Annotated in this window: 17 protein-coding genes and 1 tRNA gene; 3 read left to right on the top strand and 15 right to left on the bottom strand. The window is 73.2% G+C overall.

Features of this window, described 5'->3' with window-relative positions; genetic code table 11:
- The first annotated feature begins 30 nt into the window (after window positions 1-30).
- Window positions 31-390, top strand: coding sequence for a YchJ family protein (locus tag NYO98_RS12030; RefSeq protein ID WP_268112219.1), 360 nt, complete (start codon window positions 31-33; stop codon window positions 388-390).
- On the opposite strand, the gene NYO98_RS12025 is transcribed toward NYO98_RS12030, so the two are convergent.
- The 5 genes from NYO98_RS12025 to NYO98_RS12005 are packed head-to-tail and all read right to left on the bottom strand — an operon-like array spanning window position 380 to window position 4,757.
- Entirely contained in the window at window positions 380-1,009 is a 630-nt protein-coding gene (locus NYO98_RS12025) for a YigZ family protein (protein ID WP_268111968.1), read from the bottom strand. The two genes, NYO98_RS12030 and NYO98_RS12025, sit on opposite strands and share 11 nt — an antisense overlap.
- The gene (locus NYO98_RS12020; RefSeq protein ID WP_268111967.1) at window positions 1,006-2,100 is read right to left on the bottom strand and encodes a YihY/virulence factor BrkB family protein; all 1,095 of its coding nucleotides are present in this window, start codon (window positions 2,098-2,100) and stop codon (window positions 1,006-1,008) included. Before NYO98_RS12020 ends, NYO98_RS12025 begins: the two co-directional genes overlap by 4 nt.
- A gap of 16 nt (window positions 2,101-2,116) precedes the next feature.
- The gene (locus NYO98_RS12015; RefSeq protein ID WP_268111966.1) at window positions 2,117-2,896 is read right to left on the bottom strand and encodes a TSUP family transporter; all 780 of its coding nucleotides are present in this window, start codon (window positions 2,894-2,896) and stop codon (window positions 2,117-2,119) included.
- A 14-nt stretch (window positions 2,897-2,910) separates the two neighbouring features.
- Complete coding sequence (locus NYO98_RS12010; RefSeq protein ID WP_268111965.1) at window positions 2,911-3,366, bottom strand: hypothetical protein; 456 nt, start codon at window positions 3,364-3,366, stop codon at window positions 2,911-2,913.
- Window positions 3,363-4,757 carry a cystathionine beta-synthase gene (locus NYO98_RS12005; protein ID WP_268111964.1) on the bottom strand — a complete coding sequence of 465 codons (1,395 nt, stop codon included), beginning with the start codon at window positions 4,755-4,757 and terminating at the stop codon, window positions 3,363-3,365. The genes NYO98_RS12010 and NYO98_RS12005 overlap by 4 nt, the downstream gene beginning before the upstream one ends.
- A gap of 61 nt (window positions 4,758-4,818) precedes the next feature.
- On the opposite strand from NYO98_RS12005, the gene NYO98_RS12000 reads away from it, so the two are divergent.
- Window positions 4,819-5,868 carry an SGNH/GDSL hydrolase family protein gene (locus NYO98_RS12000; RefSeq protein ID WP_268111963.1) on the top strand — a complete coding sequence of 350 codons (1,050 nt, stop codon included), beginning with the start codon at window positions 4,819-4,821 and terminating at the stop codon, window positions 5,866-5,868.
- A gap of 112 nt (window positions 5,869-5,980) precedes the next feature.
- On the opposite strand, the gene NYO98_RS11995 is transcribed toward NYO98_RS12000, so the two are convergent.
- The 10 genes from NYO98_RS11995 to eno form a co-directional block, all read right to left on the bottom strand.
- On the bottom strand, window positions 5,981-6,832 hold the full coding sequence (locus NYO98_RS11995) for a Bax inhibitor-1/YccA family protein (RefSeq protein WP_268111962.1): 852 nt from the start codon (window positions 6,830-6,832) through the stop codon (window positions 5,981-5,983).
- Window positions 6,833-6,977: 145 nt separating this feature from the next.
- Complete coding sequence (locus tag NYO98_RS11990; protein WP_268111961.1) at window positions 6,978-8,246, bottom strand: calcium-binding protein; 1,269 nt, start codon at window positions 8,244-8,246, stop codon at window positions 6,978-6,980.
- Window positions 8,247-8,267: 21 nt separating this feature from the next.
- Window positions 8,268-8,341: transfer RNA gene (locus tag NYO98_RS11985), tRNA-Leu, on the bottom strand.
- An 18-nt stretch (window positions 8,342-8,359) separates the two neighbouring features.
- Window positions 8,360-8,917, bottom strand: coding sequence for a peptide deformylase (gene def, locus NYO98_RS11980; RefSeq protein WP_268111960.1), 558 nt, complete (start codon window positions 8,915-8,917; stop codon window positions 8,360-8,362).
- Window positions 8,918-8,928: 11 nt separating this feature from the next.
- Complete coding sequence (locus NYO98_RS11975) at window positions 8,929-9,447, bottom strand: glycine cleavage system protein R (protein WP_268111959.1); 519 nt, start codon at window positions 9,445-9,447, stop codon at window positions 8,929-8,931.
- Between the two features lie 4 nt (window positions 9,448-9,451).
- Window positions 9,452-10,276 carry a uracil-DNA glycosylase gene (locus NYO98_RS11970; RefSeq protein ID WP_268111958.1) on the bottom strand — a complete coding sequence of 275 codons (825 nt, stop codon included), beginning with the start codon at window positions 10,274-10,276 and terminating at the stop codon, window positions 9,452-9,454.
- Window positions 10,273-11,205, bottom strand: a complete 933-nt coding sequence (locus tag NYO98_RS11965; RefSeq protein WP_268111957.1) for a Ppx/GppA phosphatase family protein — start codon at window positions 11,203-11,205, stop codon at window positions 10,273-10,275. The genes NYO98_RS11970 and NYO98_RS11965 overlap by 4 nt, the downstream gene beginning before the upstream one ends.
- A 61-nt stretch (window positions 11,206-11,266) precedes the next feature.
- Window positions 11,267-11,764 carry a DUF501 domain-containing protein gene (locus tag NYO98_RS11960; protein WP_268112218.1) on the bottom strand — a complete coding sequence of 166 codons (498 nt, stop codon included), beginning with the start codon at window positions 11,762-11,764 and terminating at the stop codon, window positions 11,267-11,269.
- Between the two features lie 35 nt (window positions 11,765-11,799).
- Entirely contained in the window at window positions 11,800-12,423 is a 624-nt protein-coding gene (locus NYO98_RS11955) for an FtsB family cell division protein (RefSeq protein ID WP_268111956.1), read from the bottom strand.
- A gap of 18 nt (window positions 12,424-12,441) precedes the next feature.
- A complete protein-coding gene (gene eno, locus NYO98_RS11950) occupies window positions 12,442-13,719 on the bottom strand; it encodes a phosphopyruvate hydratase (RefSeq protein ID WP_268111955.1) in 1,278 nt (425 codons plus the stop codon).
- 102 nt (window positions 13,720-13,821) lie between these two features.
- On the opposite strand from eno, the gene NYO98_RS11945 reads away from it, so the two are divergent.
- Complete coding sequence (locus tag NYO98_RS11945) at window positions 13,822-14,283, top strand: helix-turn-helix domain-containing protein (RefSeq protein ID WP_268111954.1); 462 nt, start codon at window positions 13,822-13,824, stop codon at window positions 14,281-14,283.
- The last annotated feature ends 12 nt before the right edge of the window (window positions 14,284-14,295 follow it).

Below are 14,295 nucleotides of genomic sequence, written 5' to 3'. Positions count from 1 at the left end.
ACAAATCTGGCCAGTATCGTCTCCCCCGTGCTGACCACCCCCTGCCCGTGCGGGACCGGAGAGGCGTACGACGCGTGCTGCGGCCCGCTGCTCGCCAACGTGGCGCAGGCCTCCACGCCGGAGCAGCTGATGCGCTCGCGCTACACCGCCTTCGTCACCGGCGACGCCGACCACCTCTTCCGCACCTGGCACCCGCGCACGCGGCCCGACGACGTGCGCCCCGACCCGGGCACCCTGTGGACCGGGCTGCGGGTCGTGGCCGCCGAGGGCGACACCGTCGAGTTCGTCGCGAGCTGGGAGGGCGGCGCGATGCACGAGGTGAGCCGCTTCGAGCGACGTGCCGGCCGGTGGGCCTACGTGGACGGCGAGGTGGACGGGGTCAGTCGGTGACGTCGACCCAGCGCTCGCCCACCGCGACGGCGAGCGAGCGACCACCGGTCGCCGCGGCGACGAGCGCGTCCAGCCGCTCCACCCCGTCCGGCGGGGCGGCGAGCAGCAGCCGCACCCGCGCGTCGTACGCCACGTCGAGCACGACCACCCCGCGCGAGCGCAGCTCGCCCTCGACGCGGCCCGCCTCCGCGTGGTCGAGGTCCACGGCCAGCTCGGTGAGCAGCGAGCGGCGCAGCACCCCGGCATCGGCCACCGCGCCGCGCACCGCGTCGCCGTAGGCCCGCACCAGGCCACCGGCCCCCAGCAGCGTGCCGCCGAACCAGCGGGTGACGACGGCGGCGACGTCGCTGAGCCCGGCACCGCGCAGCACCTCGAGCATCGGTGCGCCCGCGGTGCCCGCCGGCTCACCGTCGTCCGACGAGCGCTGCACCGCACCGTCGGGGCCCAGCACGAAGGCCGAGCAGTGGTGCCGGGCGTCGTGGTGCTGCCGTCGCAGGTCGGCGACGAGAGCGCGGGCCTCGGCCTCGGTGGCGACGCGACGCAGCGTGCAGAGGAAGCGCGACCCGCGGTCCTCGACCTCGGCGGTCGCGTCGCGCGCGACGGTGACGTACGACGTCACGCCGGGCGCTGCGACCGCTCGTCCGCGGACTCGCCCGGGCGCTCGGCCGGACGATCCGCCGGGAGATCCGCCGGGGGCTCCTCCTCGGGCTCGTCCGGGGGCCGGCTCGGGCGCTCGGCGGGGCCGGGGTCCCAGCGCACCACGACCTCCTCGAAACCCTTGTGCCGCTGCATGCGGGCGTAGAGCGCGTAGGCCCTGCGGTCGGCGTCGGTCAGCCGCACGTTGTCGGTGAACGGCGTCAGCAGCGCCCGCGGCCACAGCCGTCGCGACAGCACCACGTTGATCTCGGTGGCCAGCACCGCCATGACGGCGCCGATGTAGAGGAAGCCGACCAGACCGAGCACGAGCCCGAAGGTCTTGGTCATCGACGACGTGTTCACCAGCACCCGGTCGACGTAGGCCGCGCCACCGATCTGGAGCACCTGCCACATCACGGCGAGGGTGAACCCGCCCGGCGCCGCCCGCAGGAACGAGTGCTGGCCGGTCGCGGCGAGGCGGAAGAGGTAGGTCAGGCCGGTGCCGACGACCAGCACGGTGAGCACCGGCAGCACTGCCTTGAGCCCGCCGCCGATCAGCTCGGTGAACACGTCGGTGGTGCTGGCGACCGTCGAGACGACCGTGACGGCGAGCAGCGACATCCCGGCCGTCACGAGCAGCAGCAGCGTCTTGCCGCGCGCCTTCAGCGGGTTCGGTCGGCTGTTGCGCGGCACCGACCACGCGACGTGCTGGGTGTTCTGCAGCGCCTGGCCGAGCCCCATCGCACCGTAGAGGGCGACGAGCGCACCGAAGACGACACCGGACACCGAGCCCTGCAGGCCCTCGGGGCGGCCGAGCTCGTCGCCGATGATCGGGAACTGCGAGAGCGCGGAGTTGAGGATGCTCTCCTGCCACTGCGGCTCCCCGCGCAGGAAGAGGCCCAGGATCGAGGTGCCGAGCAGCATCAGCGGGAAGATCGCGACGAAGGCGTAGTAGGTCAGCGCGGCCGCGAGGTAGGGACCCTGGTCGTCGAAGTACTTGTAGACGACCGCGATCGGGAAGCCGAGCCACGGCTGGCGCCGCTGGAACCCGTCGACTGCCGAGACCGCTCCCACGGTGTGGAGGCTACCGTCACCACCAGCCGAGGAGGCCGCCGCCGAGCCGCACGACGAACGCGGAGACGACGACGAGGAAGAACACCCGCACGAATCCGGCACCGCGCGCGACGGCGAGCCGGGCGCCGAGGTAGCCGCCCGTGATGTTGGCCGCGGCCATCGGCAGGGCCAGCTGCCAGATCACCGCCCCCTGCGGCACGAAGATCGCCAGCGCCGCGAGGTTGGTCGCCCAGTTGGCCAGCTTGGCCTTGGCGGAGGCCTCGAGGAAGTTGTAGCCCAGCAGGCCGACCAAGGCGAAGACGAAGAACGATCCCGTGCCCGGCCCGATCGCACCGTCGTAGAACCCGATGGTGAGCCCGGTGAGCACCACGGCGGTGAGGTGCTTGCCGCCCTGGAAGCGGAGGTTGGTGAGCTGGCCGACGCTGGGCTTGAACCACACGTAGCTGCCGACGAGCACCATCACGACCAGGATGATCGGGTCGAAGGCGCTGCGCGGCAGCATCGAGGCGACGAGGGCGCCACCGGCCGACCCGAGGCCGGCGGCGAGCATCAGCGGCAGGAACGTGCGCGGGTCCGGGCGGATGCGCCGGACGTACGTCGCCGCACTGATGGAGGTGCCGCAGAACGACGCCAGCTTGTTGGTCGCCGCGATCTGCACGACCGACGCGCCGGGCAGCCCCAGCAGCAGGGCGGGGAGCTGGATCAGCCCGCCCCCGCCGACCACCGCGTCGACGAAGCCCGCGGCCAGCGCCGCCAGCACGAGGAAGACGACGACCTCGCCCGAGAGGTCACCCATGTCCGGGCATCACCTCAGCTGGAGGACGTGTCGCGGCGGAACTCCTGGACGACCACTGCGTCGTAGTCCTCCGGCATGGTGGCGCTGAGACCGGGACAGATGAACTGCTGGGACTGGTCGGTCACCATCGTGGGTGCCGAGCAGCTGAGCGTCGCGACCGGCGACCCGTCCGTGGAGAACACCATCTCGAAGAGCGCGGCCCGCTCCTCGTCGGAGGTGTTCTTGATCGTGCCCTTCACCTCGGGCGTCGTGACCTCCTCGAGCCCGGCCGAGCGCTTGATGCCGTTCAGCTCCCAGCCGTCCTCGACACTGAAGCCGTTCCAGGTGAAGGCCTTGCCGACCTCCACCTCGACCGGGTCCGTGCCGGTGCTGACGTCGTCGTCGCCGCACGCCCCGAGGACGCCGAGGCAGACGACGGCGACCAGGCCCGTGGCCACTCGCGTGGTCAGGCGCGTGGTGCGCCGCCTCACGAGGCGGCCACGAAGGTGAGCAGGTCCTGCCGGGTCAGCACGCCGATGGGCTTGCCGTCCTCGTGGACCAGCACCGCGTCGGCGTGCTCGAGCAGCGACACCGCGTCGGCCGCGGCCTCGGTCGAGCCGATGGTCGGCAGGGCCTCGGACATGTGGTCCTCGACCCGGTCGGTCATCTTGGCGCGGCCGGCGAAGAGGGCGTCGAGGAGCGTGCGCTCCGACACCGACCCGGCGACCTCCGCAGCCACGATCGGCGGCTCGGCGCGGACGACCGGCATCTGGCTGACGCCGTACTCCTGGAGGATGTGGACGGCCTCGGCGATCGTCTCGCCGGGGTGGGTGTGCACCAGGTCGGGCAGCCCGCCGGTCTTGCCGCGCAGCACCTCGCCGACGGTGCGGTGGTCGGCCTCGGCACCGGTGGCGAAGCCGTACTGGGCGAGCCAGTCGTCGTTGAAGACCTTGGTGAGGTAGCCGCGACCGGAGTCGGGCAGCAGGACGACGACGACCGCGTCGGAGCGGCCCTCGGCCGCGAGCTCGTGGGCGACCTGCCGGGCGGCGAAGGCCGCCATGCCGGCGGAGCCCCCGACCAGCATCGCCTCCTCGCGCGCGAGGCGGCGGGTGAAGGCGAAGGAGTCGGCGTCGGAGACCTCGATGACGCGGTCGGCGACGGACCGGTCGTAGGTCTCGGGCCAGAAGTCCTCGCCGACGCCCTCGACGAGGTAGGGGCGGCCGGTGCCGCCGGAGTAGACCGAGCCTGCCGGGTCGGCGCCGATGACCTGGATGTCGGGGTTCTGCTCCTTGAGGTAGCGCCCCACGCCGCTGATCGTGCCGCCGGTGCCCATGCCCGTGACGAAGTGGGTGATCTTCCCCTCCGTCTGCTCCCAGATCTCCGGACCGGTGGTCTCGTAGTGGGAGCGGGGGTTGTGGGGGTTGGAGTACTGGTCGGGCTTCCACGCGCCCGGCTGCGAGGCGAGGCGGTCGCTGACGTTGTAGTAGGAGTCCGGGTGCTCCGGCGCGACGGCGGTCGGGCAGACCACCACCTCGGCGCCGTAGGCCTTCAGCACGTTGCGCTTGTCCTCGCTGACCTTGTCGGGGCAGACGAAGACGCACGTGTAGCCCCTCTGCTGGGCCACCATCGCCAGCCCGACGCCGGTGTTGCCGGAGGTCGGCTCGACGATCGTGCCGCCGGGCTGCAGCTCGCCCGACGCCTCCGCGGCGTCGATCATGCGACTGGCGATGCGGTCCTTCACCGACCCGCCGGGGTTCAGGTACTCCACCTTCGCCAGCACCAGCGGCGCCTCGGCGCCACCGTCGGGGAGGTCGAGGGTCCGGCCGAGCCGGACGAGCGGGGTGTTGCCGATCAGGTCGAGGAGCGAGTTCACGTACTGCACGCGGCCAATCTAGCCGTCTACTCGTCCGTAGCCGTCACTGCCGGTTGCGTAGCATCGAGGCGTGGGGGCAACAGGAGCAGCACGCAAGCTGGCATCGGCCGCGGCCCTGGGCGGCGGCGGGCTGTCCGTGCTCGGCGCCGGGCTCTACGGGGTCCTGGTCGCGGAGGCGAAGATCGCGCGGCGGCTCATCGGCAACGCGAACGACGTACCCCCGCAGGCGACCGGCTGGTACGGCCGCGGGCGGCCGGGACCGGCGATCCGCATCGCCCTGCTCGGTGACTCCGGCGCGGCCGGCTACGGCGTGGAGCGCGTCGAGGACACCACGGGCGCGCACCTCGCCACGGGCGTCGCCGCCCAGGCCGACCGGCGGGTGCACCTGCGGTCCTTCGCGGTCGTGGGTGCCCAGTCGAGCGCGCTGGCCGACCAGGTCGACTCCGCCCTCGCCACCCACCCCGACCTCGCGGTGGTGATCATCGGCGCCAACGACGTCACCCACAGCGTGCTGCCCTCAGCGTCGGTGCGACACCTCGCCGAGGGCGTACGACGCCTGCGCGAGGCGGGCGTGCAGGTCGTCGTCGGCACGTGCCCCGACCTCGGCACGGTCCGGCCCATCCCGCAGCCGCTCAAGCAGGTCGCGCGCGAGTGGTCGCGCCGGCTGGCGGCCGCCCAGACCATCACCGTCGTCGAGAACGGCGGCCGGTCGGTCTCCCTCGGCGACATCCTCGGCCCCGAGTTCGACGCCGCCCCGTCCGTGCTCTTCGGGCCGGACCGCTTCCACCCCTCGGCCGACGGCTACAAGCAGCTCGCGTCGGTGCTCGTCCCCTCCTGCCTCGCGGCCCTCGAGCTGCTGCCCGAGGACGAGGCGCTGCCCGAGCCGCGCCGCCGCGAGGGCATCCTCCCGGTCGCGGCCGCGGCCGTGCGCGCCGCTCGCACGCCCGGCACCGAGGTCGACGGCACCGAGGTCGGCGGCACCCAGCGCGGCCTCCGCGGCCGCTGGGTCGAGCTCCGCCACCGCCGGCGCCGTCCCTCCACTGACGCCGAGTCGCCCGACGAGCACGAGGACGGTGTCGGGGGCGCGGTGGCCGACTCGGCTCCCGCCGGCGGTGCCTGAGCCACATTCCCGGCCCACAGAATGTGGGTGGGCCACCGCTCCCCGAGAATGCCGACGGCCCGCCCGAGCTGAGCTCGAGCGGGCCGGCGGAGTGGATCAGCGGGTCAGTGGATCAGTCGCCACGCATGATCGCGAGGATGCGGAGCAGGTTGGTGTAGATCCAGACCAGGCTGACGGTGAGGCCGAAGGCCGCGCGCCACGACTCGCGCTCGGGGAGGCCGGCGGCGACGCCGTTCTCCACGAAGTCGAAGTCGAGGATCAGCATGAAGACACCGAGCACCAGGCCGGCCAGCGCGAAGAGAAAGCCGATCGGGCCGCTGCCGTAGAGCGGCGACTGGATGCCGAAGAGGCTCAGCACCAGCGACAGCAGGCCGAGGCCCACCATGCCGAACATGCCGGCGATGACGCCGCGGCGGAACTTGTCGCCCACCTTGATGTCGAGGAATTTGTAGACCGCCAGCGTGCCGATGAAGGCGGCGAAGGTGCCGAGGACCGCGCTCATCACGATGCCGGGGTACTGCGCCTCGAACAGCGCGCTGATCGCACCGAGCGCCACGCCCTCGGCGAGCGCGAACGCCATCACCAGGGCCGGGCTGATGACCCGCTTGAACGAGTTGACCAGCGAGAGCAGGAAGGCGCCACCGGCACCGAGCATGGACAGCAGGTAGACCTGTCCGAGGTCGGCGCTGGTCGAGACGTCACCGACGTACCACCAGGTGGCGAACGCGGCGACGAAGACGAGGGCGACCGAGATGGCTGTCTTCTGGACCACCGAGTCGACCGTCATCCGGCCCTGGTCCACCTGGGTGGGCGAACCGGTGCCCCAGGTCGAGGGGTCGGTGCCGGCCTCGCCGTAGCCGGGGTAGGACGAGCCGCCGCCGGGGTAGGTCTGGTTGCCGTAGGCGTTGGAGGAGGTTCGGTTGAACTCCTCGGAACGGGCGAAGACGGGGTTGTTGCTTTTCATGGTCTCTCCTTGGAGGCCGCCTCCGGAGGTTCCGGAGGGTCGACGCCGTCGCGGTGACGGCGCCTGTCGTGTCACCTCACTCTAGCCGGGGTGACACCTCTTCAAACGTGGGCGCCGGGTGCGCTGTTCCCGTCACAGGAACTTCTCAGGATGCACGCGGCACCTCGCAGCCGACCAGCTCCTCACCGCGACAGCGGTCCTCCCCGCGGCCCCCGACGACCCGGTCGCGGCCCCCGCCGCCCAGCAGCACGTCGTCCCGGGCGGACCCGATGAGGACGTCGTCACCCCCGCGGCCCCGCGCGGTGTACGCCGCCCCGCCGCCGACGCGGTCGTCCCCCGGCGTGCCGAGGTAGGTCCACCGCCCGGCGTTGTGCGGCATGGTGACCTGTTCGGCCGACGTCACGACGGCCCGGGTGCGACGGCCGTCGGTGTGGCGCACGCGGAACAGCTCCTCGCGGTGGTCGAGCACGCCGCGCGTGCGGCGGAAGCTTCGGAGCACGGCGAGCGAGACGTGGTCGCGACCGGCGCCGCCGCTGACGGTGTGGCGCCCTCCCGACAGGTAGACGTCGACCTCGTCGCGCCCCGGCCCGGCGTCGATCGTCGTCGGCCCGCCCTCCTTGCGCACGTGGTCCGCGCCCGCGCCACCGAGCAGCGTGTCCGCGCCACCCGTCGAGTCGACGAAGTCCGCGCCCGGTCCGCCGTCGAAGTGGTCGTCGGCGTCCTCACCGGGAGCCGGGGAGTACTCGTCCCACGCGTTCATGACCAGGTCGTCCCCGCCGCGGCCCTCGATCCAGTCGCCTCCGCCCTGGCCGACGAGGTGGTCGTCGCCCTCGGTGCCGAGGATGCGGTCGGCGTGGGCCGACCCGAGGACCTCGACGACCGGCCCGTCGGGGACCGCGGGTGGCGGCACGACCACGACGTCCGTGCCCTCGCCGACCGCCGTGCCGGCGACGAGGTCCAGCGTCACGCCCGCGGCCGCGTCGGTCAGGTCGATGGTGTCGGCCGGGTTGTCGTCGCCCGCGACGGTGTTGGCGCCGAGGTCGAGGAGATCGTCCCCGGGTCCGGGTGCGAGGGTGTCGCCGGCGGGCTCGGGCGCATCCTCGAACTGCGGGACCAGCCCGTTGTCGCCCCCGAAGAGCCGGTCCGAGCCCGGGCCGCCGACCACGACGTCGGCGCCCCCGTCGCCGCAGAGGACGTCGTCGCCGCCGGCGCCGTCGAGGGTGTCCTGGCCGCCGAGGCCGGCGATCACGTCGTTCCCGGGCGTGCCGACGAGCTCGTCGTCCCGGTCCGTCCCCACGACGGTCGCCGCGAGCCCGTCACACGTGGCGGCCGCGGCCGCGTGGCCGCTCGCCGGCCCGGGCGGGAAGGCCGCCACCACCAGGACCGCGGCCCCGGCCAGTCGTCGTACGCGCATCGTCGCCCCCTTGCTCGTGAGTGCCCCGGCTGGGGTTCGAACCCAGACTGTGCGGTTTTTAAGACCGCTTCCTCTACCGGTTGGGATACCGGGGCGGCGACCTGAGAGCCAGGTCAGAGGTACGTCTTGCGAGCGTAGACGGCGTGCGCGCCGGCCGCGCGGTCGAGGAAGAGCAGGCCGTCGCAGTGGTCGATCTCGTGCTGCAGCGCCCGCGCCTCGAACGCCTCGGCCTCGAGCTCGACCTCCTCGCCGGTGCCGGGGAGCTGGCCGCGTACGACGATGCGGCTGGGGCGCTTGACGTCGCCGGTGAGGTCGGGGACGGACATGCAGCCCTCGCGCGCCTTCTCGTTGCGGCTGCCGGAGACGACCTCGGCGTTGCACAGCACGAACGTGCCGTGGTGCTCGCGGGTCTTCGGGTGCTCGGAGACGTCGACGCAGAACACCTTGGCACCCACCCCGACCTGGGGCGCGGCGAGTCCCACGCAACCGGGAGACACCCGCATGGTGGCGACGAGGTCGGCGGCGAGGCGGACGACGTCGGGCGAGGTCGGGTCGACCCGCTCGCCGGGCGTCGCGAGGACGGAGGCGGGGGCGCGGACGACCTCCCGCTGCTCCCCGGCCACGCCGAGGTCGGTCTCGGTCCACTCCAGGACCCGGGTGTTGACGCTCATCGTGGAGGCGCTCAGAGCTCGTCGGTCTCGGCGGCGCGGAGCGTCACGCCCACCCCGAGGTCGGCGGCGACGCGGGACAGCTCGCTCTCGACGGCGGCCACGTCGGTCCCGGACGGCAGGTCCACCTCGGCGACGAGCAGGTAGAAGTCACTGGCCAGGCGGGTGGTGAGGTCGGTGATGTTGCCGCCGACGCCGGCGATCACCGCGACGACGGCGGACACGATGCCGGGCCGGTCGCCGCCGTGGACCGACAGCACCCACGACGAGCCGTCGCCGGCCTCTGCCCGCTCGGCGGGCACCTCGCGCACGGTGACGGTGAGGCTGCCGTCGGCGGTGAGCGGCGCCAGGGCCTGCTCGATCTCGGCGTCGTCCGCCGGACCCTCGCACACGAGCATCATCGCGAAGTGGCCGCGCAGCAGGGTCATCGTCGAGTCCTCGAGGTTGAGGCCCAGCCCGGCGATCTTGTCGGTGGTCTCGGCGATGATGCCGGGACGGTCGTGGCCGAGGACGGTGATGGCGTGGAGGGTCACCGACTCATTCTGTCAGCGCCCTCGCGCGCTCGAAGACCTCGTCCGTCATCTCCCGCGTCAGCCGACGGGTGTAGGTGTTGTGGGGCGAGGGGTGGTAGCAGCCGACCAGCGTGACGCCGCCAAGGGAGACCTCGGCGCCGTGGCCGAACCTCGGTCGCGCCGGCGGTGCGGGCGCCCCCGCGGCGACCAGCGAGCGGACGGCGCCGTCCCACCCGAACGCCCCGAGCGCGACGACGACCCGCACGGTCGGCAGCAGCGCCAGCTCGGCCGCGATCCACGGCGCGCAGGTGTCGCGCTCGACCGCGGTGGGCTTGTTGTCAGGGGGCGCGCAGCGCACGGTCGCCACCATCCGCGCGTCGACGAGGCGCTGGCCGTCGCCGGCATGGTGGCTGGTCTCCTGGACCGCCCACCCGGTGCGGTGGAGGCTGGCGAAGAGCCAGTCCGCGCTCGGGTCGCCGGTGAAGATCCGGCCGGTGCGGTTGCCGCCGTTGGCGGCCGGCGCCAGGCCGACGATGAGCAGGGAGGGCTCGGGGTCGCCCCAGCCGGGGATCGGGCGGCCCCAGTACGGCTGGTCCGCGAACGACGCCCGCTTGTCGACCGCGACCCCCTCGCGCCAGGCCACCAGGCGGGGGCACGCCGAGCACACGCTCACCCGGGCGTCGAGCTCGGCCAGCGGCACGTCGGGCGCGAGACGTCGTACGTCGTCGGCGTCACGCGCGACGGGGGTGTCCGGGGCGGCCGGGTCGTCGGGCCAGCCGGCGCCGGGGGCGACCGGGCTCGTGAAGGCGCCGCCCACCACCGGGTGCGGGAGGAGGGTCGGCTCGCTCATCGGGCGATCGCGGCGGCCATGCCGTGCAGGATGTCGGCCTCGGAGACGACGTGCTCGATCACCGGCACCCGGTCGAGGATGCGGCCCCAGATGAGGCCGCCCGCGCCGATGACGTCCGCGCGGCCGGGGTGCATGTAGGGCAGCGCCCGCCGCTCCTCGACCGTCATGGCGAGCAGGTCGTCGACGAACGAGGCGGTGGCGGCGTTGGGCAGCACGGCTCGGTCGAAGGCCTCGCGGTCGTAGGAGGGCAGTCCGAGCACCCCGCACGCGATGGTCTTGACGGTGCCGGAGGTGCCGATGACGGTCCGGGCGAGGTCGAGCGGGACGCCGCAGTCGTCGAGGTGCCGGTCGATGTCGGCCACGCACGCCGCCAGCTGCTCGACGGTGGGCGGGTCGGCGTGGAGGTGGCGCTCGTGGAGGCGGACGGACCCGATGTCCATCGACACCGCCCGTCGCCGGTCGCCCTGCCCGAGCACCAGCTCGGTCGACCCGCCGCCGATGTCGACGACGAGCACCGGCTCGGGCGGCAGCGGGACCTGGGCGGCCATCGCGCCGGCGTACACCAGCGCGGCCTCCTCGTCGCCGGAGAGCACCTCGGGCTCGACGCCGAGGCGCTGCCGCACGCCGTCGGCGAAGACAGCCGCGTTGCTCGCGTCGCGGGTCGCCGACGTGGCACAGAAGCGGACCCGCTCCGGTGCGACGTCGTGGTCGCGGATCACCGCGGCGAGCTCGTCGATCGCCGCGAACGTGCGCTGCAGCGCCTCCTCGGCCAGCACGCCGGTGCGGTCGACGTCCTGCCCGAGGCGTACGACGCGGGAGTCGCGCAGCGCCACGTCGAGCCGGCCGTCCTCGCGCCGGGTGCCGACGAGGACCTTGATCGAGTTCGTGCCGCAGTCGATGGCCGCGACGGGCTCTGGCGCTCCGGACATGCCCACATCATGCCCACCGGGCACGTCCTCGCGCTGGGCGGTGCCGACCGGGCACGTCCGGTCAGCGCTCGACGCAGGGTCCCGACGCCCACCAGTCGCCGAGCAGGTCCAGCACCTCGTCGCCGAGCGGGTTGACCCCGCGCCCCATCGCGAGGGACTGCCCGGCGAGGACGTGGAGGCACTTGACCCGGTCGGGCATCCCGCCCGCGGTGATGCCGTCGATCTCGGGGACGTCGAGACCGGCCCGCTCCCCCACCTCGGCGCGGAACGCGAGGTAGCGCTCGTGCGCCTCGCGGTAGGCCGCCGCGAGCTCCGGGTCGGTGCCGAGCCGCTCCTGCATCTCCTTCATCAGGCCGGAGCCCTCCAGCGTCCCGATGCGCGAGGCCGCGCGGGGGCAGGTGAGGTAGAACGTCGTCGGGAAGGGCGTGCCGTTGGGCAGCCGCGGCTCGGTCGTCACGACGTCGGGGTTGCCGCAGGGGCAGCGGTGGCCGACGGAGTCGATGCCACGCGGCCGGCGCCCCAGCTGTGCGTGGATCGCGGCCTCGTCGGCCGGGTCGATCGTGTGGTTGCCGGCGTGGTCGTCCTTGCGGTTGCTCACTGCTTCGTCCCGTCGACGAGGTCGACCGGCTCCTGGTCGGGCGGGGGTGGGTTGCCGGCGAGCTCCATCGACTCCCACGCCGAGGTCCACCACGCCTTGGGCACGGTCTTGATCACGTCGTCGGGGTCGTTGAGGGACGCCTGGGCCTCGAGCGGCTCGCCGTCGGGGCCGATCACCTCGAAGCCGGCCTCGCCGGGCATGAGGTAGCCGAAGCGCGCCCGGGCCTGCGCCTTGACGTAGGCCGGGTCGTCCCAGCGCTTCTTCTCCCGCTCGAGGTCGTTGATGCTGGCCTCGCGCTCGGCGATCTGCGTCTTGAGGTCGCCGATGTGCGAGCGCTGCTGCAGGTAGGCGCGCAGCGACGAGGCGTAGGACACGGTCAGCACCGCGAGCACCAGCACCAGCACGGCGGCCCGGCCGGTGAGGCGGGGACGACGTGCGGCGCTCCGCGGGGCGGCGGGACGCGCCGCCGCGGCGAGTGGCTCAGTGGCGCGCGCGGACGTCGTACGCGTCCCGGCCGCCCGCGGTCGTGAGCCGCGGGCGCCGGGGTGCGTGCTGGTGCCCTGCCTCGGTCCGCGCGACCCGCCGGGCCCGGCCCGGGGAGTGCGGCGCTGGGAAGGCATGCGGCAAGTGTGCCTGCTTCAGCCGCCGAATCGCGGGAAGGCACCCCGGCCGGCGTAGCGAGCCGCGTCACCCAGCTCGTCCTCGATGCGGAGCAGCTGGTTGTACTTCGCGACCCGGTCGGAGCGGGCCGGCGCGCCGGTCTTGATCTGGCCGCAGTTGGTCGCCACGGCCAGGTCGGCGATCGTGGTGTCCTCGGTCTCGCCCGAGCGGTGGCTCATCATGTTGCGGAAGCCCGCGCGGTGCGCGAGCTCGACCGCGTCGAGGGTCTCGGTGAGCGAGCCGATCTGGTTGACCTTGACCAGCATCGCGTTGGCCTGGCCACCGTCGATGCCGCGCTGCAGGCGCTCGACGTTGGTGACGAAGAGGTCGTCGCCCACGAGCTGGGTCCGGGTCCCGAGCGCGTCGGTCATCGCCTTCCAGCCCTCCCAGTCGTCCTCGTCGAGGGGATCCTCGACGGACACGATGGGGTAGTTGGCGACGAGGTCGGCGTAGTAGTCGACCATCGCGTCGGTCTTCACCTGCTTGCCCTCGAAGGTGTAGGAGCCCTTGTCGAAGAACTCGCTCGCCGCGACGTCCATCGCGAGCGCGATGTCCTTGCCGAGGCTGAAGCCGGCGGCCTTGACGGCCTCGGCGATCAGGTCGAGCGCGGCGCGGTTGCTCTCCAGGTCGGGGGCGAAACCGCCCTCGTCGCCGAGGCCGGTGGACAGGCCCTTCTTCTTCAGCACGGACTTCAGCGCGTGGTAGACCTCGGCACCCTGCTGGAGCGCCTCGCGGAAGGTCGGCGCGCCGATCGGCGCGATCATGAACTCCTGCACGTCGACGTTGGAGTCGGCGTGCGCGCCGCCGTTGAGGATGTTCATCATCGGCACGGGCAGCAGGTGGGCGTTGGGCCCGCCGACGTAGCGGAACAGGGGCAGCCCGGCCGACTCCGCGGCGGCCTTCGCGGTGGCGAGCGAGACGCCGAGGATCGCGTTGGCGCCGAGCTTGGCCTTGTTGGCGGTGCCGTCGAGGTCGAGCATCGTCTGGTCGACCAGGCGCTGGTCGTCGGCGTCGAGGCCGATGATCGCGCCCGAGATGGTGTCGACGACGCCGCCGACGGCCTTCTGCACACCCTTGCCCAGGTAGCGCTTGCCACCGTCGCGCAGCTCCACCGCCTCGAAGGCGCCGGTCGAGGCGCCGCTGGGGACGGCCGCACGGCCGAACGCGCCGTCCTCGAGCAACACCTCCACCTCGACGGTGGGGTTGCCGCGCGAATCGAGGATTTCGCGGGCACCGACTGCAGCGATGATCGACATGTCAGAGCTCCTGAAGGGGGACGTCTCGGGTCGGCAGCCAGCCTAGCCACGTCGTACGCCCACGTCGCCGGGGTGTCCGTGCGGGCGGCTAGCGTCCGCCGGGTGCCGACTCCCCAGCCAGGACCTGCCGACCACCTGAGGGCCTACGTCGACCGCGCCACGGCCGCCGTCGACGACCTGGCCGACCCGGACGCCGCGCGGCTGCGGCTCGCGATGGCCGGTGAGTCGCCGGCGAGGTTCCGGGACCGGCTCCTCCTCGAGCGTGCGGCATGGCTGGCCCGGGAGACCGATCGCCCGCTCCGCGACATCGCCGCCGAGTGCGGCTTCCGCGGCTACGACGTGTTCGTCCGCGCGTTCCGCCGCGAGCTCGGTGCGTCACCGTCCGAGTGGCGAGCCCATCCCACGACCTGGGAGATCGACGCCGCGGGCGAGGTGCACTTCTGCCCGCCCGACGGGATCCGGCTGCCGGCCAGGGCGTCCTACGACGACGGGCCCTCGGTCACCGAGGCCTACCTCGGCGTCTTCGCGCCGGACGCGACGATCGCACCCCTCGACCAGGGGTGACGTCACGGAGAT

Source organism: Nocardioides pini, assembly GCF_026712185.1.
Lineage (GTDB): Bacteria > Actinomycetota > Actinomycetes > Propionibacteriales > Nocardioidaceae > Nocardioides > Nocardioides pini.
Note: the sequence above shows the minus strand (reverse complement) of the source record. Positions and strands in the feature narration are given on the sequence as shown.